This is a genomic window from Aerococcus tenax, from assembly GCF_003286645.3.
Lineage (GTDB): Bacteria > Bacillota > Bacilli > Lactobacillales > Aerococcaceae > Aerococcus > Aerococcus tenax.
This window is the reverse complement of record NZ_CP127382.2, coordinates 428,304-453,248: the sequence shown is the minus strand read 5'-3', so window position 1 is coordinate 453,248 and position 24,945 is coordinate 428,304. Positions and strand designations below refer to the sequence as shown.

Here is a 24,945-nt window from a genome sequence, read left to right as displayed (position 1 = left end):
GTCCCTTTTAAAATATAAACTCTTTAATCAAAACCTGCTTCAAGCGCAAGACAAGCGTCCACTTCACTAAAGGTCTTGCCTTCTGGCGCGCTTGTCGCACTCTTCCTTATTTACCATAAATGCGTTTATGATCTTTTAGGCCGAGTAGTCGGTAGTCATCTTGGTCGCCGTGGGCTGGAATGCTTTGCTGACTACCGTCACTAAGGAGGTCTTCTTGAAAGAGGGCTTCATATTCAGGAATGGAAAGTTTTTGTCGCTCAGCAAATTGTTGGCGGTGCTTATCTCCTTCCAAGTAGTCTTGGTAATTAGCTTCTAGGTTCATGGAGAAGAATTCGGCCATTGCTCCCGAACCGTAACTATACAGGCCAATGAGGTCACCTGCTTTTAGAGAAGCATCGTTTTCCAATAAACTAATCAAACTGAGGTATAAGGACCCTGTGTAAATATTTCCTACCCGGCGGTTATAGGCCCGACTGGCTTCAAAGGATTCCTCCCACTCCCCTAATGGTTCATCCTTAGCCTTTTGGGTGAGGTGTTTTAAACCTTTTAAGCCTAGTTTGGTGTAAGGAAGGTGGAAGCAGAAAGCAGCAAAGTCATCCAGCTGGTGGCCGGAAAGTGCCTGGTGGTCAGCCCAAACTTGGTCTAGGGCATTAAGGTATTGGTCATTGGAATAATGTCCATCCACATGGGCCAGACGAGAATAATTAGGCCGCCAGAAATCCATGACATCAATGGTATAATAGCTAGCATCGTCATTGACACTAAGTATCCTAGGATCGGCAGTAATTAATAAGGCCACTGCCCCAGCGCCTTGAGTGGCTTCCCCTGCAGTGTTTAAGCCGTAGCGGGCAATATCACTGGTGAGAACCAGGGCCTTGGCTTGGGGGCGTTTAACGATATGGTTGACGGCAGTCTGTAGGGCAAAGGTCCCCCCATAACATGCTTCTTTGACTTCGATACAACGCGCTTTGGGGTTGATGCCTAATAAGTGGTGGATATAGATGGCCCCAGCCTTGGATTGGTCAATCCCTGATTCAGTGGCTAGAATCACTAAATCGATAGTCTCCTTGTCTTGGTCGGTCAGAATGCCTGCCGCAGCATTAGCAGCCATAGAAACCGTATCTTGAGACAAAGGGGCAAAGGCTTGCTGGTCTTGGCCTAAACCCAGCAGATACTTATTGGGGTCCGTTTGGCGTGCCTCAGCCAAGTCCCGCATTTCAATATATTGCTTTGGAATATAGAAATTATATTTATCAATACCAATTTTCATACTAGCAGTCCCTCGATTTAATTTATTGTTTTTAGTGTTATTCTTTCAGAAACTTTATTCTATCATAGTTTTAAGGGATATTTATTTTTGAGAGCTTTTTTAAGAAAAAACGAAACTTTTCCTTTTTTTAGAGAATAGACCGACTCTGCTTATTCATTAAAGTCAGTTCTACTTTATGGTATAATTAAGAAAAGTTTGACCTGGGTCATAAAGGAGGAGAAATAATGGCAGTTACTAAAGCACAAAAAGCCCGCAACCGTAAAATTCTCTGGTACATTATCTTAATTGCTGGACTTCTATTCCAAAGCTACCTACAACGTCACCAAGAAGACTAAAATAGTCATCAGTAAAACTTCGCCATAAACATGACGGAGTTTTTTGTTCAGAAGCCTTTGAAAAATTTCCACAAAAAAGCTGCAGAAGCCTTTGACTCTGCAGCTTTTTCATGTTTAGCATTATTTGTAGTTAGCTTTATATTGTTCAGCTTCTTCAGGGCTACAGTAAACGTAGTGACCTGGAACGATTTCATGCATGCTTTCATTGCCAGTGAAGTCGGCATGGTCGTATGGGATCCGTTTCCGGTTACGTTCATGAATAGGGTCCGGTTGCGGCACCGCTGATAATAAACTCTTGGTATAAGGGTGTAGGGCATGATAGTAGAGTTCATCGGAATCGGCTAACTCGACTAACTTCCCTCGGTACATAACCCCTATCCGATTAGAGATGTATTTCACCATAGACAAGTCATGGGCAATAAAGAGATAGGTTAAGTTAAACTCTTTTTGCAGGCGTTGCATCAAGTTGACCACTTGGGCCTGAATCGAAACGTCCAAGGCTGAAATCGGTTCGTCAGCAATAATCATTTTAGGGTTGACCGCTAAGGCGCGGGCAATACCGATCCGTTGCCGTTGCCCCCCAGAAAATTCGTGAGGATAACGGGAAGCATGGTCAGCTTTCAAACCAACCACTTCAAGTAATTGCTTAACTCTTTCCTTGGCTTCCGCTTCACTATTACAGATCTTATGAATTTCCAGACCTTCCGCAATGATATCTTCGACCTTCATCCGTGGATTCAAGGAAGCATAGGGATCTTGGAAAATCATTTGAATATCTTTTCTAAAGGCTAATTCATCTTGACGCTTCTTAATGGCCGCAATATCCTTGCCTTCAAAGAGAATTTCCCCGTCAGTTGGTTGATATAGGCGCATGATAGCCCGTCCAGTTGTGGTCTTACCAGAACCAGATTCGCCAACCAGACCAAATGTTTCCCCTTCATAAATGTCAAAGGAAATATCATCGACACCACGCACTTCATTCTTTTGTCCCACATTAAAATATTGTTTTAAGTGATGAACTTCTAAGAGAGGTTTTTCTTGCTTAGTCATGGGCGACCTCCTTTTGTGCGGCTTGCTTATGAGCTTGGTCAAGTACGCCTGTGCTGGTACCATTTTCTTCTACTAGTCCCTCTGCCACTAATTGTTGATAGGTTTCAAAGCGAGAACTTATTTCTTCAGGAACCGTCACTGCTGGGCAATCGGGATGAAGTAACCAAGTAGCCGCAAAGTGGGTATTAGAAACTTGGAACATTGGCGGTTGTTCTTCATAGTCGATAGCCATAGCGTAGTCACTCCGCAAGGCAAAGGCGTCTCCCTTAGGTGGATCTAATAAGTCCGGTGGGGTCCCAGGGATGGAAAGTAGCTTACCCTCCGTATCTAGAGTTGGCATGGAGGTAATTAAGCCCCAAGTATAAGGATGTTGAGGATTATAGAAAATCTCATCAACCGTTCCATATTCCACAATCTTCCCAGCATACATCACCGCTACCCGGTCAGCCACATTAGCCACCACACCCAAGTCGTGGGTAATGAAGATAATTGAGGTGCTTGAGGTGGTTTGGAGTTCCTTCATCAATTCTAGGATTTGAGCTTGAATGGTCACATCCAGAGCGGTAGTTGGTTCATCAGCGATCAGAATTTCCGGCCGACAAGCTAGGGCAATAGCAATAACAATTCTTTGCCGTTGACCCCCAGAGAATTGGTGGGGATAATCGCGCATCCGGTCCTTGGCATTAGGAATTCCCACTTGCTCTAAGAGTTCCAAGGCCCGCTTGTTAGCTTCTTCCTTAGACGCATTTTGGTGGAGGCGGATCGGTTCGGCCACTTGGTCACCAATCCGCATCACTGGGTTCAGAGAAGTCATCGGATCTTGGAAGATCATGGCAATGTCTTCTCCCCGAATGGCTTGCATTTCTTTGTCAGTTTTTTCCAGTAAATTTTCATTTCTGAAATTGACCTCACCGCCATTAACCACAGCATTGTTGGCTAAGAGACGCATCACCGTTCGAACGGTCACGGATTTTCCGGAGCCCGATTCACCAACGATAGCTAGGGTTTCGCCTTTTTTCAATTCAAAACTTACCCCGCGAATGGCTTGGACTTGACCAGCAAAGGTATCGAAACCAATTTCTAGATCTTTTACTTCTAGTACATTTTCACTCATTTGCTCGCCTCCTAATCCGTTGTTTTTGGATCAAGTGCATCTCTTAATCCGTTTGCTAGCATATTAAATGAAATCATAACGATACAGAGGACACCCGCTGGATACCACATCAAGTGAGGTAGGAAACGGAAGGTCTTATAACCATCGTTAATCAGTGTCCCTAAGGATGCTTGAGGAGCTGGAATCCCTAAACCAATAAAGCTCAAGAAAGCTTCAAAGAAGATGGCTGAAGGAATGGAGAAGATGGTTTGAATAATAACCACCCCAGCAATATTAGGCAGAATATGCTTGAGGGCAATCTTGAAAGGAGATTCTCCTAGACTCCGTGCCGCTAAAACATATTCACTGGTTTTGATCTTCAGGGTTTCTGCCCGGACTAAACGCGCCATGGTAATCCACTCGGTCAAGGCTAGGGAAATAATAATGGATGAGATCCCTGGACGTAAGACGAGTAATAAGAGGATAACTACCACTAAGTTAGGCACCCCAGACATCACTTCAAGAATACGTTGCATCAAGTTATCGACCTTGCCACCCATCCAACCGGAAACAATCCCGTAAGGCACCCCGATTAAGAGGTTCAAGAGTGCGGCAACCACCCCGATAAAGAGGGAAACGCGAGTCCCGTAGAGAATCCGCGATAACAAGTCACGTCCTAAAGCGTCCGTTCCTAGGTAGAAGTATTGGCCTTCAGGAACACCAGCCTTAGCATAAGCGTCAACCGCTGCACCAGCCACTTTTGTTTTACCATCGAACCAGGACAAGGCTTCCAAGCCTGGAATCTTAGGGGGTAAGTTGGCAAATTGGGCATTTTGGGCAGCATAGTCGTAAGGAGCTAAAACCGGAGCTAATAAAGCAATGATAGCCACAATAATTAGGATAACCAAAGAAACAACAGCTGCTTTATTCTTCTTTAAGCGCCGCCAAGCATCTTGAATAAAACTCAAGGATGGTGCTGAGATGGTTTCAGCGGATAAATAATCCTCATGGTTAACCGGGCGGAAGCTTTCTTTACTCATTTTAGGGTAAGATTTGGTATTTTCAGCCATTCTTAACGCCCTCCTTCAGTACTTACACGGATTCGTGGGTCAATAATTCCGTATAAGATGTCGACAATTAATAGGATAACTACCAAGGCGGTAGAGTAGAACATGGTCACACCCATAATGGTTGGGTAGTCATTGGTGGTAATGGATTTAACAAATTGTTCCCCAATCCCTGGGATAGCAAAGATATTCTCCACTACCATGGAACCAGTCATCAAGGCCACAGACAGAGGCCCAAGGATGGTTACTAGGGGAATCAAGGCATTCCGTACCCCATGTTTAAAGGCCACCTTGGTTTGACTAAGTCCCTTAGCCCGAGCTAATTCGATATAGTCAGAATTCAAGACATCCACCATCTCAGTACGCACAAAACGCGCTGAGTTGGCCAAGGGCGAAATCGAGAGAGCAATGGTCGGTAAGACCGAGGACCACAGCCCACTATCCCAAAGAGCAATTGGGAACCAGCCCAGTTTAACAGCGAAAATCAGCTGTAAGAGGACGGCGAAAACAAAGTTAGGGATCGATTGCCCTAGGATCGAGAGAAAGGTTAGTCCAGAATCAATCCAAGTATTCCGGTACATGGCTGAAATCACCCCAAAAATAGTCCCAATCACGGTCCCTACCAGTAAGGCTTGGGCCCCTAATTGGATGGAAGGCCAGATCCGGGCGCCTAATAATTCAGATACAGGGGTATTATTAAATTGGAATGAAACCCCAAAGTCGCCCTTCAGCATTCCTAAAATATAGCGAATATATTGCACAAATACTGGGTCGTTTAAGCCATAACGTTCATTCATAATATAAATCTGCTCAGGAGAAAGCTTATCTTCATTAGTATAAGGCGTTCCCGGTAAGAGCTTCATTAAGAAAAATGTGATCGTTGCAATTAGAAATAAGGTCAAAACCATAAAGAATATTCTTCTTAATAGAAACTTGCCATATGATTTCATAAATTGCGCCACCTCCTAATTTATGGTAAATTTAATAACATTGAAAATCACAATATAAGGAATGATATCAACTATGAAAAAAAATAAAGGCCTTCTTTTGGTCAGTATATTAACTGTCCTGCCACTCTTCCAATTACTGATCGAGTCCAGCTATCCATGGGCCAGACGCTTAAGTGACAGTTACTTTATACTTTCCGCTTGTTTTTTGATTCCCTCCCTTGCTGGTTGGATATTAAAAGCCGGTACCTTTGATACGTTTCAATCCATGTGGAAGAAATATGGACCGAGGCTGTGGAAGGCAGCTCCCGATCCATCTCCAGTCAGCACAGAAGATTCTGACAAAGAAAACTATCTGTCGACTCACATCGGACCTTGGTACCGCAAAGGTCTAGCCATAGGAAGTTTTTTCCTAGTTTTATCACTTGTATTCCTATTACTATACTACTTATTTTAGAGAATTGCATCTACTTTTTATGGCTTAAAAGTAGCGTTTAATCTGTTTGAGTGTATAGAAATCTTATCATAGTATTCCTTACGTGATATATTCTAACAAAGACAAAAGAGGCTTGCTAGAGCCTCTTTTTAATTTTGCCTCATTCACCCTTCAATTTTATAGATCAAGCTTGATTAGTTGAAGGATATCTATGCTTCATTATTTAAATTCAGATTGCTTATTCAAAATAAGCGGTTCTGAAGTCATATTCGAGGTTGACTGGGCGGAAAGTAATGCCCTTAAGATTTGGATTACGTAATTGGGTTTCTACTTCTTGATAGAGAACTAAGACCGCTTTGTCATCAGAGAGAATCTTTTGAGCTTCTTTAAAGTCTTCCCAACGTGTCTTAGGGTCGTTAGCATCTTGGTTGCCTGCTCTTTCTACGACCTTATCGTATTCAGGATTCTTATAGTGCCCTTGATTGTAGAAATTATCAGATTTGAAAAGGTCATAGAAGTTGCTTGCATCCGCATAGTCAGCTCCCCAACCGGTGATAACAAGATCAAAATTCCCTTCAGCCACTTGACTCATTCGGTTCTTCTTAGGAACGTTAGTAATTTCTACCTTAACTCCTGGCATATTTTCTTCAATTTGCCCTTGGATATATTGGGATTCCTTCTTGGACTTCTCATCATCATCAGCCAGTAAACGGATAGTCACTTGGTCTTGACCGAGTTCAGACTTGGCCTTTTCCCAATGTTCTTTGGCCTTGTCTTTATCTGCAAATTTCTCATTACCGTATTCACTGACGAAGTCTTCCCCGGTTTCAGGGTTAGCGACAAAGTTTTCTGGCACAAAGGTTGAAAGTCCTTTAGAACCGTCCCCAATAATTTTTTGGGTCAATTCATCATTATCGATCGCATAATCAACAGCTTGACGGAAGTTGCGGTTAGCTAAGACCTTGTTCTCATAGTTAAGTTGTAAGTAACGGGTCCGAGCTTTCTCTTGTTGAACAGCATTCGGATGGTCAGCAAATTGTTTAACGGTTTCACCGGTCAACAAGGAATTGTCGACTTTCTTAGAATCAAAGAGGTTAACGTTCGTTGAGACTTCTTTCATAACTTGGACGTCAATATTATCCACTTTGACTTGGTCCTTGTTATAGTAGTCTGGATTCTTTTCCAGTTTCCATTCTAAGCCCGATCCATCCCATTCCACCATCTTGTATGGGCCGCTAGCAATCGAGTTTTCGGCTGAGCTACCATAACGGTCACCCTTTTCTTCCACGAATTTTTGGTTAGTTGGGAAGAAAGGTACAAAGGATAAGAGGTGTTCCAAATATGGCGTCGGTTTGGACAAGTTAATTTCAATGGTATGGTCATCCAAGGCTTTTACGCCAATTTCTTCAGGAGCCTTCTTGCCTTCAGCAATTTCTGGACCATTGACAAAGTTCTCTAAGAGATAGGAGTAAGCCGCCCCTGTTTTAGGGTCAGCTAGGCGTCGAATGGCATAGACAAAGTCATGGGCAGTCACAGGGTCCCCGTTCGACCACTTGGCATCGTCACGCATCTTAACGGTATAAGTCAGACCGTCTTCTGATTTTTCTGGCATTTCCTTGGCTAAGGCTGGTTGGACTTCATTCTTTTCATTTTCCCAATAGAGCCCTTCCTGGACTAAGCCAATATAATTGGCCGCGTTAATATCCATTACAGTCCCAGAATCGAGTGTTGATAGTTCGGTATTAACAGCATAGTTAATGGTCGAATTTTTTCCACTCTTGTTTCCTGCACTTTCTTGTCCACTGCAAGCTGCCAAGAAAAGGCTAGCAGCCGTGGCAAGGAGCAAAGCACTACGTCTTACTTTCATATTTATCTCCCCTTAAAAATTTATTTAACTAATAAAATACCCTATTAGAGATAAATTGTCAAACTATTTTGAATACTTTTTAAATGAATAAATACAGCTGTTTTTTGAAAAAGCTTTCTTTTATAAGAAGTGATCACCCTTTATAAGCAGAAAAACAAAAAAGACGCCCTACTCGCAAGTAGTGGCGCCTGTTAAAGTCAGCCATTTAGCTGTTATTCATTGGCAGAATTATCAATCGTCGCTGTACGGATGTCAAATTCATTGCCTACAGGACGGTAAGTGATGCCTTGAACACGTGGGTTGCGGAGTTCAGCATCTTGTTTTTGTGATAAAACAATTGTTGCTTCATCAGCGGCTAAGAGACGTTGCGCTTCAATAAAGTCATTGTAACGGGCTTGAGGGTCGTTCGCATCTTCATTGTCGGCTTTTTCTAATAATTGGTCATAGGCTGGGTTAGAGTAGTTACCATGGTTATTCGAGTGACCAGTGGTGAATAGGTCAAGGAAGTTGGAAGCATCAGCGTAGTCAGCTAACCAACCAGAAATAGCCATATCAAAATCTCCAGCATTTTGTTGGGCAATCCGGTTCTTACCTGGCACGGTGATTAAGTCAACTTTTAAGCCAGGGAGGTTATTTTGGATTTGACCTTGGAGGTATTCACCCACTTGCTTAGACCCTTCGTCATCGGAAGAGAGTAAACGAATGCTGTAAGAGTCTTGTGGCAGTTCTTTTTGAACTTTTTCCCAAAGCTCTTTAGCCTTTTCAGGGTCATATTTTGGTTCAATGGCAGCATCTTTGGTGAAATCTTCCCCGGTTTCTGGGTTATGCACGAGGTCATTAGGTACTAAGGTGCTTAGCGGAACTGAACCATCTGCTTTAATTTGTTCAGCGTATTCCTTATTATCGATGGCATAGTTTAAGGCTTCACGGAAGTCTTTATTGGCTAATAATGGATTTTCTTGGTTCAACTCGATGTAGTAGGTTGAAGCAGTTGGACGGTATTCTAGGTGTGGATGGTCACTATATTGACGGACTAATTCACCACGTAAGAGCGCGTTATCCACTTCCCCATTTTCAAAGAGGTTCACGGTAGTAGAGTCTTCTTTAATGACTTGGACTTCAGCGCCGTCCACTTTCACTTGGTCAGCATTGTAGTAATCATCATTCTTAACTAATTTCCAATTTAAGCCAGTTCCATCCCAGTCTTCCACCTTGAAAGGCCCATTGGCTAGGACATTATCGGAGTTAGTTCCATAGGCGTCACCTTTTTCTTCCACATATTTTTGGTTAAGTGGTGAAAAAGTCGTGAAGGCCAGTAAATGTTCCATATACGGAGTTGGGCGAGTTAATTTGATTTCAATAGTGTAATCGTCTAAAGCTTTTACCCCTAAGTCTTCTACTGGGCGGTCGCCTTTTAGCACTTCTTCCGCATTTTCGAAGTTCTCCACTAAGTAAGCATAGGTAGCTCCAGTTTCTGGATTGGCTAAGCGTTGGACGGCATAGACAAAGTCATGAGCGGTGACAGGGTCTCCATTGGACCATTTAGCGTCATCACGCATCTTAATGGTATAAGTTAAGCCGTCTTCAGACTTTTCTGGCATTTCCTTGGCTAAAGCCGGATGAACTTCGTTATTTTCATCTTCCCAATACAAAGGATCTTGCATATGACCAATGTAGTTAGCACTTTGAATATCTTCTACCCGGGTAGAGTCTAGGGTAGTCATTTCCTGTAATTCAGTCCGACGAATAACATTCTGGTTTTGTCTTTGGCCCTGCCCACAGCCACTAAGTACTAAGGCTGCAGAAGCTAAGACCGTCACAGCGAGTTTCTTAAACTTCATAATAATATTTTTCCTCCCCTAAAATAAATATAATTCGTATGGGATAATATACCCTAAACTGTCAGAAAAATCAATCATTTTCACTAATTTTTAGTACAAAAAGATACATTGTGAGCGTTTTCTGGGAATTGCCATATTTTTTCTAATTTTCATAGATAAATTCAGTGAAAATAAAAAGCAGGAGCTGTCCCCTGTCGCTAATGCGTCAGGGAAACTACTCCTGCTTAATATTGTGCTTATTTACTTGAGATTATTTTTCAGCGGCTGAATTATCAATCGTTGCGGTACGGTAGTCAAATTCATTACCAACGGAACGGTAGGTTGCCCCTTGGACACGAGGGTTCCGTAATTCAGCAGTTACCCCTTGGTTAAGGACAATGACAGCTTCGTCTTCAGATAGAACCTTTTGGGCTTCCAGGAAGTCATTGTAACGCGCTTGCGGATCATTAGCATCTTGGTTTGCAGCCTTGTTTAACAATTCATCATATTTTGGATTCGAGTATTTACCGTCGTTATTTGGATTGCCAGTCTTAAAGAGGTCTAGGAAGTTAGAAGCATCGGCATAGTCACCCAACCAACCAGCGAGCACAAGGTCGAAGTCTCCTGATCTTTGTGCAGCAATCCGATTCTTACCAGGGACAGTAATCAAGTCTACTTTGAGGCCAGGTAAATTATTTTCTAATTGTCCTTGGAAGTATTCACCCACACGCTTGGAGCCTTCATCATCAGAAGATAAGATACGTAGGCGATAGGAATCTTGTGGGACAGCGGCTTTAGCCTTTTCCCAAAGTTCTTGGGCCTTCTTAACATCAACTTTCGGTTCGATATTAGCCTCATCGACTAAGTCTTCCCCGGTTTCCGGATTCTTAACTAAGCCCTTAGGCACAAAGGTTGAAATTGGAGTCGAGCCGGTTGCTAGGATTTGTTCTGTATATTCCTTATTATCCAAGGCATAGTCAAGAGCAAGACGGAAGTCTTTATTAGCCAATAGTGGGTTCTTGTGGTTGACACCAATGTATGAGATTGAAGCCTTGGGTTTAAAGTTCAAGTTAGGATTATCCTTGTATTGGCGGACTAATTCACCAGACAAGATTGTATTATCAACCTCACCATTTTCAAAGAGGTTAACCCGGGTAGAGATTTCCTTAATAACTTGGACATCGGCACCATCAATTTTAACCTTGTCAGCGTTGTAGTAGTCGGGGTTCTTAACTAATTTCCAGTTAAGCCCAGTCCCATCCCAGTCTTCCACCTTGAAGGGACCGCTGGCGAGGACGTTGTCGGAATTGCTACCATAAGCATCGCCTTTTTCTTCCACGAATTTCTTGTTTAATGGTGAGAAATTAGTGAAGGCAAGCAGGTGTTCCATATATGGCGTTGGCTTGGACAACTTGATTTCTACAGTGTGATCATCTAAAGCCTTGACCCCTAAGTCTTCCACTGGACGGTCGCCCTTGAGGACTTCTTCAGCGTTTTCAAAATTTTCCACCAAGTAAGCATAAGATGCCCCGGTTTCTGGATTAGCTAGACGTTGGACCGCATAAACAAAGTCATTAGCAGTGATTGGGTCTCCGTTGGACCATTTGGCGTCGTCACGCATCTTGATAGTATAAGTTAGACCATCTTCAGATTTCTCTGGCATTTCCTTAGCCAAAGCCGGAGTGACCTTGTTATTTTCATCTTCCCAGTACAAGGGGTCTTGCATATGACCAATATAGGCAGAGCTCCCTGTATCTTCAACCGTGGACGAGTCTAGGGTGGAGATTTCCTGAGCCTCGGTGAGATGAACGATCTTCTCATTAGACTTACTATTTTGACTACAGCCCGCTAAAGCAAGAGCTGAAAGGGACAATAAACTTATAACTAATTTTCTTACCTTCATTTTCTTTACCTCCTCAAAGTAAGTTATCCAAAAATATACGCCTTGAAGAGGAAAAAAGCAATAACTTATAAACGATTATTTAAAGTTTTTATAAATAAACATAAAGAAAATAGTGCGACAAGTCCGACAAATCAGCAATCTGCTTAAAAAAAAGACGAGCCTGGGACAAAAGTCCCCGGCTCTTTTTAAAACACGAACTATCTATTCAAAACGTGCTCCAAAAGTCAGCCCTGACGTCCACTTCATACAGGGTGTAAGATTTGGCGTATAGGCTTGGATGGTTGGAGCAAGTCAGAATAAAAGCGAAGCATTCGCTTGTTTCTGACTTGTGAAACCACTCCAAGTCTGCCAAATTGAACCCAACTACTAACTATGTCCGATAGTTTTGCAACTATCTACCATAGTTCGCTCCAGTGGTTCAGGGCTCTTTTGACTTTTGTCACACTCTCGCCTTTTTTATGAGAAGGTAGAACTAACTTTTGGAATAGGGATCTATTAGGGCTTCCTAATTCATTCAGTCAGAAACTTCTATCTCTAGTTTCAATTCCGTGTTTATAAATCTTCCATTTGTCCTAATTCAATAATGACTTGGGTGTAGAGTCGGAGCAAGTCTGCTAAATTACCTAAATCAATCCATTCATTGGCTTGGTGGGCAACCGTCGGATCATCAGCCATAGCTGCCCCAAAGCCCACACAATTAGGGATAAATTTACTGTAAGTCACCCCGCCACTGACGGCTGGTTCTTGGCCTTCTGAGGGAAAGACCTCTTTAAATTGTTTGAGTAAGACTTGAATGGCGGGACGCTTAGCATCGACCAAGGTCCACGGCACATCAAAAGTGGTCTCAAACTGAGCTTCTGGAAAATGAGTCTTAACTTGATCATAGAGTTGATCACTGGTCCAGGCATCAGGATAGCGGATATCAACTTCCATCTGGTAAGCCCCCTTGCCATCAACGACTAAGGTTCCTAAGTTAAAGGTTAAGGCCCCCATTTTTTCTGTTGCTGAATCAATTCCTAAACCAGAACCATCACTTGACCCAATGCAGTCAAGAAGCTCGCTAGCGTTGTGGTCGCCGTAGGCATTAGCTGCAATATCTAAGGCCCGGACAATGGCATTGGCCCCTAATTCAGGTACCGAAGAATGGGCCGCCTTCCCCTTGACCTGGATAACGACCAATTCGCTGTCGCTAATCACCTTGGCTGGCCAGCCCTTGGCTTGACAATAGGCTTCAGCCGCCTCAGGGTTATTGGCCTTGAGGGCGATTTGGCAGGAAGAAGCCACTACATTGGCTCCTTCCCCACCCTTGATGCTATGGACCAAGGAATCTGCCGGCCATTGCCCACTAATGGTCCAAGTGAGCGCTCCTTTTTCCCCAATGGAGAGTGGAAAATTCCCATCAGGAGTAAAGGCAAAGCTCGGCTCAGGGGCCTGTTGACGGAAATATTTCATATCATCCATATTGCATTCTTCATCCGTCCCGTAAACCCATACCAATTGATTTTTGAGCGGAATTTGATAGTCACGGATAATCTTTAAGGCATAGTAAACCAGCATATCAGCCCTTTTCATGTCATCGCTGCCCCGGCCATAAAGGCGGTTATCCACGATTTTACCGGAGAAGGGGTCATCCTCCCAACCCGCAGCCACATCCACCACATCCAAGTGACAGGCGATTTCAACCCGCTGACCTTGACCATTATTTTTAGGCTCAATGGTTAGGACATGCCCCTGGTGGTTTTTCGTCTGAAAGCCATCTGCCTGGGCCTTTTCTTCTAACCATTCCACCGCTTGAGCAATAGCGGGGCCATAGGGGGCCCCTTCACTGGCCTGGTCCAAGTTTCTGACCGAAGGAATTTGGACTAAGTTTTGAATATCTTTTATTAATGCGTCAACATATTGTTTATAGTCAATTTTTACCATGAATTCTCACTTCCTAATTAGCGCCAAGTCAGTCCTTGTGAAACGCTTTCTTTTATTTCCAGTTTAGCACATCTTACTGACTTTGAATACCTGTAAAGACCAGGCAAATTTATGCTATAATAAGCCAAATAGTCTGACAACGGAGGCTTTTTTCAGACCTTAAAGTCTTTAGTTAAGGGCTCATTGTCAAGCAAAAAAGGAGGAAGAAAATGACTAATCATAGCTACCAACGTTTAGACATTTTACAAGACAATCTCAAATCTCAAGGCATTAGTCGCTTAGTAATTAGTGATCCCTATGCCATTTCTTATTACTACAATATCGAATTCGATCCCAATGAGAGAATCTGGTTAATGATCGCCCAAGCTGACCAAGAGCCGGTTTTAATTGCCAATGAACTTTTTGTCTTCGAAGAACCTGACAAAGGCCAGGTGGTTTGGATTAAAGACGGTGATAGTATCGTTGAAGCCTTTGAAAAAACCAAAGTATTTGAGGACCTGGCAGAAGGTGCAAGCGTTGGTGTCGATAAACACCTGATTGCAGGATGGTTACTGCCCTTGATGGAAGCCTATCCAGCCTTTAACTGGTTACTGACTAGTGATATCGTTGACCAGCAGCGGGCCATCAAATCAGAAGCAGAAATGGCAGCCATGCGGGAAGTCTCTGCCATTACCGACCAGGCGATGAAGCGGGTGATTGAAGAAGTCATTCCCTATGGCTATAGTGAGATTGAAGCTTGCGATCATTTGAAGAAAATCTTTGTCGAAGAAGGAGCCAACCAAGGTCTTAGCTTTGACCCGATCATTGCCTATGGGCCTAATGGAGCTGACCCCCACCATGTGCCTGATCACTCTAAACCAGAATTAGGGGACTCTGTCGTTATTGACATCGGTTGCCGCCATAACTATTACTGTTCCGATATGACTCGGACCGTCTACTATGGCCAGCCCTCTGAAGAAGCCCTAAAAATCCACCAAATTGTTGAAGAAGCCCAAGCTCGTGGGATTAGAGCAGCCCAAGTGGGACAAGCCCTGGCTGAGGTTGATCTGGCGGGACGAAATCATATCGACCAAGCCGGTTACGGTCCTTACTTTACCCACCGTATCGGCCACTTTATCGGCCGGGAATGTCATGAGAAAGGGGACGTTTCAAAAGTCAACCAGACCCCTATCCAGGCTGGGAATATCTTCTCCGTCGAACCAGGGATCTATCTAACCGGTAATACCGCAGTCAGAATCGAAGACTTGGTCATCGCCCATGAAGATGGCCCTGAAGTCATCAACCACTATCCCCGTCAAGCACAAATTGTTGAACCAAAATAAAGGATGTGAGGACGCCGTTAAAGGCTTGAAGCGGTCGTTCGTCTTGTGACTAGAACAATTTCAAGATAGTAAAACAGAAGACAAAAAGGAGGCTAGAACCTTGATTCCAGTCTCCTTTTTGCTTAGCATTATATTTAAATGTTATTAGCTTACTAAATAAAGGTAACCACCTGGCGGAAAAAGTTGACCAAAATGGGCATCACTAAAATAGCCACAATAATCGCTAGGATAGCTAAGAGTAAGACAATGAAACGGGAAGCTCCCTTGTTAGGTGACGACCATTGCCATTGGCGGCGTTTTTGCTTTTCAAAGAAAATTTCATTAGTATCTTGGTCATGAAGTTCTTGGTCATCAAAAGATAAGTCACGAAAATCATCACTATTGAATTCGGTGGTTGCTTGGTTGTACAAAGGATCATTCACTTCACTATTGCCCTTAGTTTGGTTTTGTTTTTCTTTTTCATAAGCTTTTTTTGCTCGTCTGTAATCCCGGCGTTTCATCCACACACCACCCTTAAATAAAAGCTGTGACTTTAAACATTAGTATAGATTAGTTTACCTTTAATCTCTTGGAAATTCAACACAGGCCCTATCAAGGCAGACAGAAAAAAATCTCTACTTGCACTCTTCCTTGAAATCACTTTCTTAGATACAAATTGACCCTTGTATGCTATGATACTAGAGAAATCAAGAGAACTAGGAGGTTCCTATGTCAAAAGAAAAAAGATTATTTACTAGTGAAAGTGTCACAGAAGGACATCCTGACAAGGTAGCCGACCAAATTAGTGATGCTATTCTGGACGCCGCTATTGCCCAAGATCCTAACAGTCGGGTAGCATGTGAAACCATCGTAAATACTGGCTTAGTTTTTATTTTTGGAGAGATCTCTACTAAAGCCGTCCTGAATTACCAAAAAATTGTTCGTGATACCGTGACTAAAATTGGTTACCGGCGTGGTAAGTTTGGCTTTGACGCTGAGAATTTATCAGTGATGGTGGCCATTGACCAACAATCTCCTGATATTGCCCAAGGGGTTGACATTTCCCTTGAAGCCCGAAAAGAAGACGATAGTTTGGCCGCTGAAGAAGCCATTGAGTCCCTAGGCGCTGGCGACCAAGGCTTGATGTTTGGTTACGCCTGTGATGAAACTGAGGAATATATGCCTCTGGCCATCACTCTAGCCCACCGCCTAACTGAACGTTTGGCCTATGCCCGCCACAGTGGCTTACTGCCTTACTTACGTCCCGATGGCAAAACCCAGGTAACAGTTGAATTGGATGATGCAGGCAGACCCTTCCGTGTGGACACGATCGTGCTTTCTACTCAACATGCTGAAGAAATTACCCAAAAACAAATCCACCAAGATGTTAAGGAATACATCATTAAACCGGTGATTCCAGCTTCCCTATTGGATCAAAATACCAAGTACTATATTAATCCGACTGGCCGCTTTGTTATTGGCGGACCTAAGGGTGATTCTGGCTTAACCGGCCGCAAGATTATTGTGGATACCTACGGTGGCGCAGCCCGTCATGGTGGTGGGGCCTTTTCCGGAAAGGATGCCACTAAAGTGGACCGGTCAGCTTCTTATATGGCCCGCTATATTGCTAAAAACATTGTTGCTGCAGGCCTAGCTAAGGCTTGTGAAGTCCAACTCGCCTACGCCATTGGAGTGAGCGAACCGGTATCTATCGCTGTCGATACTTTTGAAACCGGGACTGTTTCTGAAGAGCGCTTATTAGAAGCCATCCGTGAAATCTTCCCACTGTCACCATCTGGTATTATCAATAGCTTAGATTTGCGCCGGCCCATCTACCAACCAACCGCTACCTACGGCCACTTTGGGCGCCCTAGTGATAAGGGCTACTTCCCTTGGGAAAAAACCGACCGGGTCCAAGCCCTATTAAAGGCCGTCCAATAGAATTCATTGAATACTTACGCCAAAGTAAAAAGGCTCCTGCTCGATCACTCGAGGGGGAGCCTTTTTGTCGCTTTAAAACATATTCTCAAAATGATTAATTTAATTGCTGGGGATAATTCTCCTTGAGATAGTCACAGAGCCCTTGGATGCCTTGGCTGACTTTCTCGAAAGTTAATTCAAATTTTCCGGTATACCAGGGGTCATCAATAATGCCGCCTTGGTCGGTGAAATCCATGAGGCGGAAGACCTTTTGGGGGTCAGCGTCTAGCCGCTTGATATCGGCAATATTTTGGTCATCCATCCCGATTAATAAATCTGCCTCTTGAATTATCTCTTCAGTTAAGGGGGATGAAATCAAGTCCTCCCACGGAATCCCTTCCCTCTCCAAGATTTGACGGCTGCCTGGATGGACACCATTACCTATTTCCCAGTCAGAAATAGCTGCTGATTCAACCTGAACCACTCTCTCCCAGTGGTTCTTTTTGACTGCTTCACGCATCAAGGCCTCTGCCATGGGTGAGCGACAAATATTACCCAAACATACAAAACAAATTCTAATCATATAGCCTCCCTCTACGCCTCGACAAATCTAATGCTCCTGACCCGATTTATGCTAAAATATAGCTACGATGAAAAGTCCTTGAAAGGAGAATTTTTATGATTTGTGGCGAACATCGCCCTACTCGGGTTGTTGTTTCAATTCCAAATATTGTTGATAACTACCTACTATTTAAACATGCCTTTAGCCCTAAAGCCAAGACATATGCAGTGATTAAAGCAGATGCCTATGGTCACGGCTCTATTCCGATTGCAAAAGCCCTCACTGAAGCCGGGGCAGATGGCTTTTGCGTGGCTGTCACTGATGAAGCTCTAGCCCTCAGAGAAGCCGGTATCCAGGCTCCTATCCTCATTTTAGGGATCACCGAGGTTGAAGATGCCTGGCTTCATGCCCAACACGATATTAGTCTGACCATCTCGTCTTTAGATTGGTTAAAAGCGGCTTACGCCCAACGCCCAACAGACCAAGAATTCCCCCCTTTAAAACTACATCTCAAGGTGGATTCAGGAATGGGTCGGATTGGTTTACGGGATAGTCAGGCGGGCCAGGAAATTATCGACTATATCAGTGACCACCAAGAAGCTTTTGAATTAGACGGAATTTTTACCCATTATGCCACTGCTGATAGTGATCAAGTCAAGGATCAAGACTATGTCGCTAAGCAATCCCAACGTTTTGAAGACTTTATCCAGGCCTTAGATTTTTCTCACCTTAATAAGAAGCCCCTCATTCACCGGTCCAACACGGCCCTGGCCCTCTGGTACCCAGAAAAAAACATGGACATCGTCCGCCTAGGGATTGGTTTATATGGGGAAAGTCCCGCCGGCCCCGATTTTGCCCTTCCAGATGATATGCAACTAAAACCGGCCTTCACCCTGGAAAGTGAATTAGTCTATGTCAAAAAATTACAAGCTGGCGAATCGATTAGCTATGGAGCGACTTACACCACTGAATCGGATCAATGGATTGGAACCCTTCCGATTGGCTATGCTGATGGGCTACCAAGGTCTTCCTCTGGCTTTGAAGTCTTGATCGCTGGTTACAAGTGCCCAATTGTGGGACGGGTATGCATGGACCAATGCATGGTCGCTCTCCCTAAAGAACTCCCCCTCCACGAAAAGGTCATCTTGATTGGTAGCGATGATTACGGCAACCACATTTCGGCCTGGGATCTCGCTTTATATAACCACACTATTGCCTATGAAATTACCTGTGGCATTAGCGAACGGGTCCCGCGCACCTATGTCTACTCATAAAGACAATTGACAAAGCCCTGCTAGCGTGCTAAATTAATTGTTAATAATATTCCAAACAATTATAAAATATAATAAATATACGGAGGGGTTAGATATGTCAATTTATACTGGTTCAGGCGTTGCTTTAGTGACACCCTATGAGGATACGGCAGAAAAAAAGGTTAATTTTGATGTATTCAAAGAATTAATCGACTTTCAAATTGACGCTGGTACTGACGCCCTCATTATCGACGGTACAACTGGTGAAGCTTCCACTCAAACCGACGAAGAGCAAGTTGAAGTCATTAAGTTTGCGGTAGATTATGTTAATGGACGCGTTCCTGTGATAGCCGGTGCGGGCTCCAATGATACCCGCCACGGCGTCCAATTAACCAAAGACTGTGAAGCAGTCGGTGCGGATGCCATTCTTTCTGTTACCCCCTACTACTTAAAAACCAGCCAACAAGGCCTCATCGAACACTACCACGCCATTGCTGGAGCGGTAGACATTCCTGTTATCCTCTATGACGTACCAGGAAGAACGGGGATGACCATTCAACCGGAAAGTCTTAAAGAATTAGCTAAGGTGGATAATATTGTCGCTTTAAAGGATGCAACCGGTAACTTTAACCATTCTGTCGATAACTTACATGCTGTTGGTGAAGCCATCGATTTCTATTCAGGTAATGATGATACCATCGTGCCATTAATGAGTTTAGGCGCAAAAGGGGTTATTTCTGTTTTAGCTAATATTGCTCCCAAAGCCGTTAATCAAATGACCCATGTGGCACTAAAGAGTGACTTCAAAACCGCAAGAAAGATTCAAGCCGACTACAAACCACTGATTGACTTACTCTTTGCTGAACCTAACCCTATTCCAATCAAGGCAGCGGTAGCCTTACTTGGTTTTAATGTGGGACCTACCCGCCTACCTTTAACGGCTCCGGGTAGTGAATTAGTCGAAAAAATTAAAGCTGAAATGCATTTCCTAGGCATCATTTAATGTAATGCCTTCAAATTATAGAAAAGGGCTGAGGCAAGAGTCTCAGCCCTTTTATTATCGATTTACTTGACTCGGTATTTATATTAAAATACTTTATTAATAATAGAACACAAAAAGGAGTCTCTCTTTATGTCACTCTTATCAGTTCCCTACCGGATCAAAGTCACTGCTTTAAAAAAAGACAATTTGCTGACCTATAATCGTTCCCTGTATCACCGTCAGGAAATGCTCTTTAGCCAAAAAGATTTAGAAATCCAAACGCCCAACCAAAGCCTAACTCTCCAAAGCCAGCAGGTCGTTTCCCTCCCTGCCAATATCCGGGTCAACTTTAAGACTGATAAGATCGACAAGGACCAGGAACATCTGGGCTTTCTTTTAGCTATCGGTGACCCCTACTTGGAAGCGGTCAGTGATAGCTTTATCGCTACTCCTGAAATTAATCAACTATTTGCTAAAATGCAGATTTTAAGTGTTGACCGTCACGATTGGAAATACCTCAACCAGGTACTTACTGAAATGAACCAAACCCAATCCTATGCCAAGACTCAGCTCCAACAAAAGCGACTTTTCGCCTTAACCTGCCAATTACTGGTGGACTGTTGTCATTTATTTGAGCAAAAACACCTCCACCCCCATATTCGTGACCAACGCTATGAATTAGCCACAGCCATTGCTCAATTTATTGACAGCCACTTGGCTGAAGACTTACCCTTATCGCTCATTTCCAAGCGCTTTGCTTATAGTAGTTCCACCCTCAATCGTTTGTTTGAAGAATTTTACCATTCTACTCTCCACCAATACATCATCAACAAAAGATTGAACCGCGCTCAGGAATTAATTAGTCAAGGGGAGTCGATCCAAAACACTTGGCAAAAGGTGGGCTTTAATGACTACTCCTCTTTTTATCGCGCATTCAAAAAGCACTACCACTACCCACCCCACGATCTTCGCAAACATTAAGAATTAAGGTTCAATTCCACTCTCTCAAGTCAAAAGAAAAGTGCTTCAGCCTAGCCGATCTTCCCTACAGGAAAATCGGACTAAGCTGAAGCACTTTTTATTATCTATCAATTGACGTTCACTGGTCCATGGGCCTATTCACAGTCCTGGTCACCTTTCAAACGGTAATCCAGTTCCCAAATCATCTTAACAATATAGTCTTCGGGTGAGTCGACCAAGTCCATATAGAGTCCATAATAAACATAGGCGGTTTCATAGGAATGCAGGGCCATGGCCCGACTGGCTGCAGCCTTGAGTCCATTCAGCATTTCTGCATTCGGATAGTTGTTAATACGGTAATCTTTCTTAAATTTTTGCAGGGCTTCGCCTTCAAGGGCGGGGTCTAAGTGACCCAATTCTTCTTCAATAACTGCCAAACGTTCTTTAGCCCGGGAATTATCCGACCAAGCTAAACTCAGGTAGTATAACTGAGTCGCGGTTTTTAGGTCATCTTTTTTCTCATAGAAATAAGCCAGATAGGCATAGCCCCGGGAGAAATCTTCCCGTCTTACGGCGTAGCGAAAACCATTCAAAATCGTTGCAAAGCTCATCCCATATTGTTCCATCAATTGGTAAACCCCTGCCAGATTAAAAATAGTTTTGGCATTATAAGGATTCCAAAGCAAGGCTTGCTTATAGGCTTCAGCGGCCTCCTGCCATTCATTGGCAGCCATCAGCACTTCAGCGTAGGAAGTATAGATTTTGGAATAATCGCGTTTGGTTGGACGCAATTCGAGTGTTTGAGGTTCATACCAAGTAAAAATAAATAAGTCGATCCAGTCATTAATCGAATAATATTTTACATTCGGCTTAGGCTTATATTCGATAAAGTCAGCTTCCATGGCATTGATAAAGAGATTCATTTCAAATTGGGCATCAGTGGCCTTCCCTTCATCAATTAATTCTTTCATATGTTGGATGAAATCATCATCAGAACGATCCGTCAAATCTGTCCATAAACGTAAAATTGGTTCCTCTTCTTCAGGATAAGCATCTAGGAGGACTTTCTCAATCCGCTGACGTAATTCTTCATCCTCTTGTAAATCACGGAAATGATCCTTGACCTTGCTAACAATATAGGTCATATCGTCTTTAAAGTTTCCCGTAAAGTTTTTACTTAAATCATTTAACAGACTTTGCTGTTGTTCGTCCATACTAATCTCCTCAATTTTTCCCATTTTCAGCGTTTATCACTGTTTTATTTCCTTATTGTCGGTTCTGTCATGCTCTAGCTTAGAATTTAATGTAGTCATTATTCCCTATTCATCGTCATGGGGATAACGTCCCTCTAAATGTTCAATCATTTCTTCATAAGGGCGTACTTTAACAAAAGAATCCGGTGTAAAACGGGGTTGATAATCCTTAGGGAAGTCGTCAAACTCAGCTGTGTTAAAAAGATAAGCATTGAGTTGTTCATCGTTTAGGGTGCGAAAGTATGCCATCGGAATCATTTCATCGGTTAAGCGGCCATTGCTCAAACGTTTAATATAATGAGAAATATTATTTAAATCATTATAGTAGGCAAAATATAATTCACTCTGTCGCCGATTAACTGGTGTAGAGGCAAATTCAACTAAGATTTTGAGTAGGGCTTGCTTTTCTAAAGGATTTCTGGCATCAAAACCACCATAGCTGGTTCTTAACATGTAAGGTTTATCAATATAGATCTCAGCTAATTTAAATTCATCATCATAGATTTTGAGCACACGTTCCGTTTCTGGTTCATCATTATGCTTCTTATTGACGACATAATAATTTTCGATAAAACCTAGTTCATTGAGTTTGGTATATAGTTCATCAATTCGCATGATAGAGCCCCCTTCAAAGTCGATTACTTTAATTATAACATAGCTACCTGCAAAGCTATGTCGAAATAATCGATCACGCTTAGTCTTTACCCTTTCTTCAGTCAAGTTTACAGATTTATTATACCATTAATCTTTTTCCCTTAAAGCTAGGTTCCCTTGACTAACTAGTGTATGATAGGCATAAGCAAAGGGACCTTATGTCCTAACTTTTCACCTTGAAAGGAGACTCCTCATGCCTCAACTTGCCCCCCAAAATTGGGAACCCCAGCTCTACCAGAGACTTGACCAGCTGATTAAAACTCATCAACAACCAAGGGATACTCCCCGAGCCCAAAAAAGCTATGTCGTTTTTGACTTTGACCATACCAGCATCTTTAACGATATTGAAGACCATAGTATGGTCTACACCGCTGCCCACTTAGCCTATCAATTAAGCCCTAGTGAAATGAGAAACTGCTTAAGTCAAAATAAAGCGGCTCTCGACCAAGCTATAAGTGACCGAAAACCGCAAATCAGCTTTCAAGCACTTATCGATGATATTATCGCTGACTACCAAAAGCTCTATCCCCAACGAGATGACTATCAGAAAAGCCAAAAATCTCTAGAAGACCGGCTTGAGGCTGACCCCTTATTCTTCAATTTTTTCTGTAAGATACGGACCTTTTACTTGGCTTATAACCAGCGCTTTCCAAAGCAAGCAGGCACTTCCTGTCCAAGTTTTCTCTATCAAAACTTCACTGAAGTCGACTTTGTCGACCTCGGTAAAAAAGCCCTGGCTTATGGCTTAAGGGCTCCAATTAAAGACTTCACTTGGACCTATTCACTGTCAGGAAACCCTGCTCAAGCTCTTACCACCCACTTTAGCCAGGGGCTACGCATTCCCAATGAATTGATTAAGCTCTACCAGAGCTTGCATACTGCTGGGATCGCCACTTATATTGTGAGCGCTAGTCCCCAAACTCTGGTGGAAACGGCCGTCAAATATTTCTATCCGATTGACCCACCCGAGATTATCGGCATGTCCTATAAACAGGATGAAGCCGGCATCTACCAAGCCCAATTAGAAAGTCATGCTCCGATTACTAAGGCGGCAGGTAAGGTTCAGGCCATTCAAAAGATCATCCAGCCCCGTCATCAAGGCAGAGAACCTTTGGCGGTCTTTGGCGATAGTATGGGGGACTACCAGATGTTTCAAGCCTTCTCTCCCTCCACCACCCGGGTACTCTTCAACCGTTTATTAAATGATAAGACCCAAGACTTTGTCAGCCAGGCCCAAAAAGAATATGCCAAGCCTAACCAGGTGTATTTTATCCAGGGCCGGAACAATAATACGGGAGCTTTGCGCCCTTCCCAAGAAACCATCCCCTTTGGTCAAGACCAGGCCTATCTCAGCCAAGCTCTTAATCAGTAGGCAAGGAGGGATCCACTTGGTAAGTGAGTTTTTGCCCCTGGCGGGCGGCTAATAAGACTAAATATTCTTCTAAAGTGAGCTGGTAACGCTTAATGTATTGGGCAGTGGCAACCCCTACATAACGGTAATGCCATGGCTCAAAATCATAACCCGTGACAGCCTCCTTGCCTTCTAAGTAGCGGAGGATAAAGCCATAGTCTTGCGCATGGTCCCTAAGCCATTGGGCTGAAGCCTCTTTAGCATAGTCTGTTTCCAGCCCCCGCTTAGCTTGAACCCAATCGGTCCCCAAGAGGTCTAGGGCTAAACCCGTGCTGTGTTCTGAGGCATGGGTTGGGGCCACGTAGGCATCAGTTTTAGCCTTAGCTTCCTCTAAACTTGCGCCCCCTGCCTGATACATCTGAATCATGCTTTGCCGGTTCTTTTCCTGGCTATTGACATCCCGATAGGCGGAAACAATAGTCAAGGGATAGCCGGCTTTTTGAGCGGCTTCCATTAAATGATTGAGAGGGTCTTCGATACGCTCATCATAAAGCTGACCATTGGAGGCAGTAGCGGTCTGAATATCCACTGGTTCAGTCAAGGGAAAAAGCGGATTAACCACTTTTAGCCGCCAATCACCTGGCTGGTCTTCGGTCGGAATAGCTTGGATAAGCTCTGTGAGTGAGTATTGGGGATGGTGAGCTTGGACATCTGCTAGGGTCACGCCCTGCATACGTTGGTCCTTTAAATCAGCCACTCCTATCTCTTTCTCAGTTAATTTTTGATTCAATTGGGCCAATTCATCGTCTGGGCTAAATTTTTCCTCCTGTTGGGCTTCGCTGGCGGCTTTGAAACCGGGATAATAAATATCTACTCCAAGTAGGATGATTGCATAAAGTAAAATAAGTCCCAAAATATAGGCTTTAGGGTGATTTTTTAACCAATCTTTCATTTTTTACCCTCCCTTTTTAATTATGCCTAGTATACCACCATGCCGG

Annotated in this window: 21 protein-coding genes; 7 read left to right on the top strand and 14 right to left on the bottom strand. The window is 43.4% G+C overall.

The annotated features are described in order from the left end of the window. Window positions 1–106: 106 nt before the first annotated feature. The 5 genes from DBT50_RS02060 to opp3b all read right to left on the bottom strand — a co-directional run bounded on the left by DBT50_RS02060 (window position 107) and on the right by opp3b (window position 5,765). Window positions 107–1,270, bottom strand: coding sequence for a hydroxymethylglutaryl-CoA synthase (locus DBT50_RS02060; protein ID WP_111851837.1), 1,164 nt, complete (start codon window positions 1,268–1,270; stop codon window positions 107–109). 455 nt (window positions 1,271–1,725) lie between these two features. Next, complete coding sequence (locus DBT50_RS02055) at window positions 1,726–2,655, bottom strand: ABC transporter ATP-binding protein (protein WP_013670088.1); 930 nt, start codon at window positions 2,653–2,655, stop codon at window positions 1,726–1,728. Next, on the bottom strand, window positions 2,648–3,769 hold the full coding sequence (locus DBT50_RS02050; protein ID WP_060777826.1) for an ABC transporter ATP-binding protein: 1,122 nt from the start codon (window positions 3,767–3,769) through the stop codon (window positions 2,648–2,650). Before DBT50_RS02050 ends, DBT50_RS02055 begins: the two co-directional genes overlap by 8 nt. Window positions 3,770–3,780: 11 nt before the next feature. After that, a complete protein-coding gene (gene opp3C, locus DBT50_RS02045; protein ID WP_111851838.1) occupies window positions 3,781–4,818 on the bottom strand; it encodes an oligopeptide ABC transporter permease in 1,038 nt (345 codons plus the stop codon). A gap of 2 nt (window positions 4,819–4,820) precedes the next feature. Continuing rightward, the gene (gene opp3b / locus DBT50_RS02040) at window positions 4,821–5,765 is read right to left on the bottom strand and encodes an oligopeptide ABC transporter permease (protein WP_013669345.1); all 945 of its coding nucleotides are present in this window, start codon (window positions 5,763–5,765) and stop codon (window positions 4,821–4,823) included. Between the two features lie 73 nt (window positions 5,766–5,838). Here opp3b and DBT50_RS02035 point away from each other — a divergent pair, with 73 nt between their 5' ends. Then, window positions 5,839–6,219, top strand: coding sequence for a DUF3899 domain-containing protein (locus DBT50_RS02035; RefSeq protein WP_181566049.1), 381 nt, complete (start codon window positions 5,839–5,841; stop codon window positions 6,217–6,219). Between the two features lie 217 nt (window positions 6,220–6,436). Here the strand turns inward: DBT50_RS02035 and DBT50_RS02030 are convergent, their stop codons facing one another. The 4 genes from DBT50_RS02030 to DBT50_RS02015 form a co-directional block, all read right to left on the bottom strand. After that, window positions 6,437–8,065 carry a peptide ABC transporter substrate-binding protein gene (locus tag DBT50_RS02030; protein ID WP_111851840.1) on the bottom strand — a complete coding sequence of 543 codons (1,629 nt, stop codon included), beginning with the start codon at window positions 8,063–8,065 and terminating at the stop codon, window positions 6,437–6,439. Between the two features lie 212 nt (window positions 8,066–8,277). Further along, on the bottom strand, window positions 8,278–9,906 hold the full coding sequence (locus tag DBT50_RS02025) for a peptide ABC transporter substrate-binding protein (protein WP_111851841.1): 1,629 nt from the start codon (window positions 9,904–9,906) through the stop codon (window positions 8,278–8,280). A gap of 250 nt (window positions 9,907–10,156) precedes the next feature. Further along, window positions 10,157–11,788 carry a peptide ABC transporter substrate-binding protein gene (locus tag DBT50_RS02020; RefSeq protein ID WP_111851842.1) on the bottom strand — a complete coding sequence of 544 codons (1,632 nt, stop codon included), beginning with the start codon at window positions 11,786–11,788 and terminating at the stop codon, window positions 10,157–10,159. Window positions 11,789–12,340: 552 nt separating this feature from the next. After that, window positions 12,341–13,711, bottom strand: coding sequence for a Sapep family Mn(2+)-dependent dipeptidase (locus tag DBT50_RS02015; protein WP_111851843.1), 1,371 nt, complete (start codon window positions 13,709–13,711; stop codon window positions 12,341–12,343). Window positions 13,712–13,920: 209 nt separating this feature from the next. Between DBT50_RS02015 and DBT50_RS02010 the strand changes: the two genes are divergently transcribed. Beyond that, on the top strand, window positions 13,921–15,033 hold the full coding sequence (locus tag DBT50_RS02010) for a M24 family metallopeptidase (protein ID WP_111853067.1): 1,113 nt from the start codon (window positions 13,921–13,923) through the stop codon (window positions 15,031–15,033). A 152-nt stretch (window positions 15,034–15,185) separates the two neighbouring features. On the opposite strand, the gene DBT50_RS02005 is transcribed toward DBT50_RS02010, so the two are convergent. Beyond that, complete coding sequence (locus DBT50_RS02005) at window positions 15,186–15,533, bottom strand: hypothetical protein (RefSeq protein ID WP_111851844.1); 348 nt, start codon at window positions 15,531–15,533, stop codon at window positions 15,186–15,188. A 208-nt stretch (window positions 15,534–15,741) separates the two neighbouring features. Between DBT50_RS02005 and metK the strand changes: the two genes are divergently transcribed. Then, on the top strand, window positions 15,742–16,953 hold the full coding sequence (metK, locus tag DBT50_RS02000) for a methionine adenosyltransferase (RefSeq protein ID WP_111851845.1): 1,212 nt from the start codon (window positions 15,742–15,744) through the stop codon (window positions 16,951–16,953). A 94-nt stretch (window positions 16,954–17,047) separates the two neighbouring features. On the opposite strand, the gene DBT50_RS01995 is transcribed toward metK, so the two are convergent. Further along, on the bottom strand, window positions 17,048–17,515 hold the full coding sequence (locus DBT50_RS01995) for a low molecular weight protein-tyrosine-phosphatase (protein WP_111851846.1): 468 nt from the start codon (window positions 17,513–17,515) through the stop codon (window positions 17,048–17,050). Between the two features lie 95 nt (window positions 17,516–17,610). Here DBT50_RS01995 and alr point away from each other — a divergent pair, with 95 nt between their 5' ends. The 3 genes from alr (at window position 17,611) to DBT50_RS01980 (ending at window position 20,710) form a co-directional block, all read left to right on the top strand. Next, window positions 17,611–18,768, top strand: coding sequence for an alanine racemase (gene alr / locus DBT50_RS01990; protein ID WP_111851847.1), 1,158 nt, complete (start codon window positions 17,611–17,613; stop codon window positions 18,766–18,768). A gap of 94 nt (window positions 18,769–18,862) precedes the next feature. Next, window positions 18,863–19,750 (top strand): 4-hydroxy-tetrahydrodipicolinate synthase, encoded by an 888-nt coding sequence (gene dapA, locus DBT50_RS01985; RefSeq protein ID WP_111851848.1) that lies wholly within the window; start codon window positions 18,863–18,865, stop codon window positions 19,748–19,750. Window positions 19,751–19,879: 129 nt separating this feature from the next. Then, the gene (locus tag DBT50_RS01980) at window positions 19,880–20,710 is read left to right on the top strand and encodes a helix-turn-helix domain-containing protein (protein ID WP_111851849.1); all 831 of its coding nucleotides are present in this window, start codon (window positions 19,880–19,882) and stop codon (window positions 20,708–20,710) included. 134 nt (window positions 20,711–20,844) lie between these two features. On the opposite strand, the gene DBT50_RS01975 is transcribed toward DBT50_RS01980, so the two are convergent. Next, entirely contained in the window at window positions 20,845–21,903 is a 1,059-nt protein-coding gene (locus tag DBT50_RS01975; protein ID WP_111851850.1) for a tetratricopeptide repeat protein, read from the bottom strand. Window positions 21,904–22,008: 105 nt separating this feature from the next. Beyond that, entirely contained in the window at window positions 22,009–22,557 is a 549-nt protein-coding gene (locus DBT50_RS01970; RefSeq protein ID WP_064292986.1) for a hypothetical protein, read from the bottom strand. 232 nt (window positions 22,558–22,789) lie between these two features. Between DBT50_RS01970 and DBT50_RS01965 the strand changes: the two genes are divergently transcribed. After that, on the top strand, window positions 22,790–23,968 hold the full coding sequence (locus DBT50_RS01965; RefSeq protein ID WP_111853068.1) for a haloacid dehalogenase-like hydrolase: 1,179 nt from the start codon (window positions 22,790–22,792) through the stop codon (window positions 23,966–23,968). Here DBT50_RS01965 and DBT50_RS01960 read toward each other — a convergent pair. Next, window positions 23,958–24,899 carry a M15 family metallopeptidase gene (locus DBT50_RS01960; RefSeq protein ID WP_111851852.1) on the bottom strand — a complete coding sequence of 314 codons (942 nt, stop codon included), beginning with the start codon at window positions 24,897–24,899 and terminating at the stop codon, window positions 23,958–23,960. The genes DBT50_RS01965 and DBT50_RS01960 overlap by 11 nt on opposite strands. Between the last annotated feature and the right edge of the window lie 46 nt (window positions 24,900–24,945).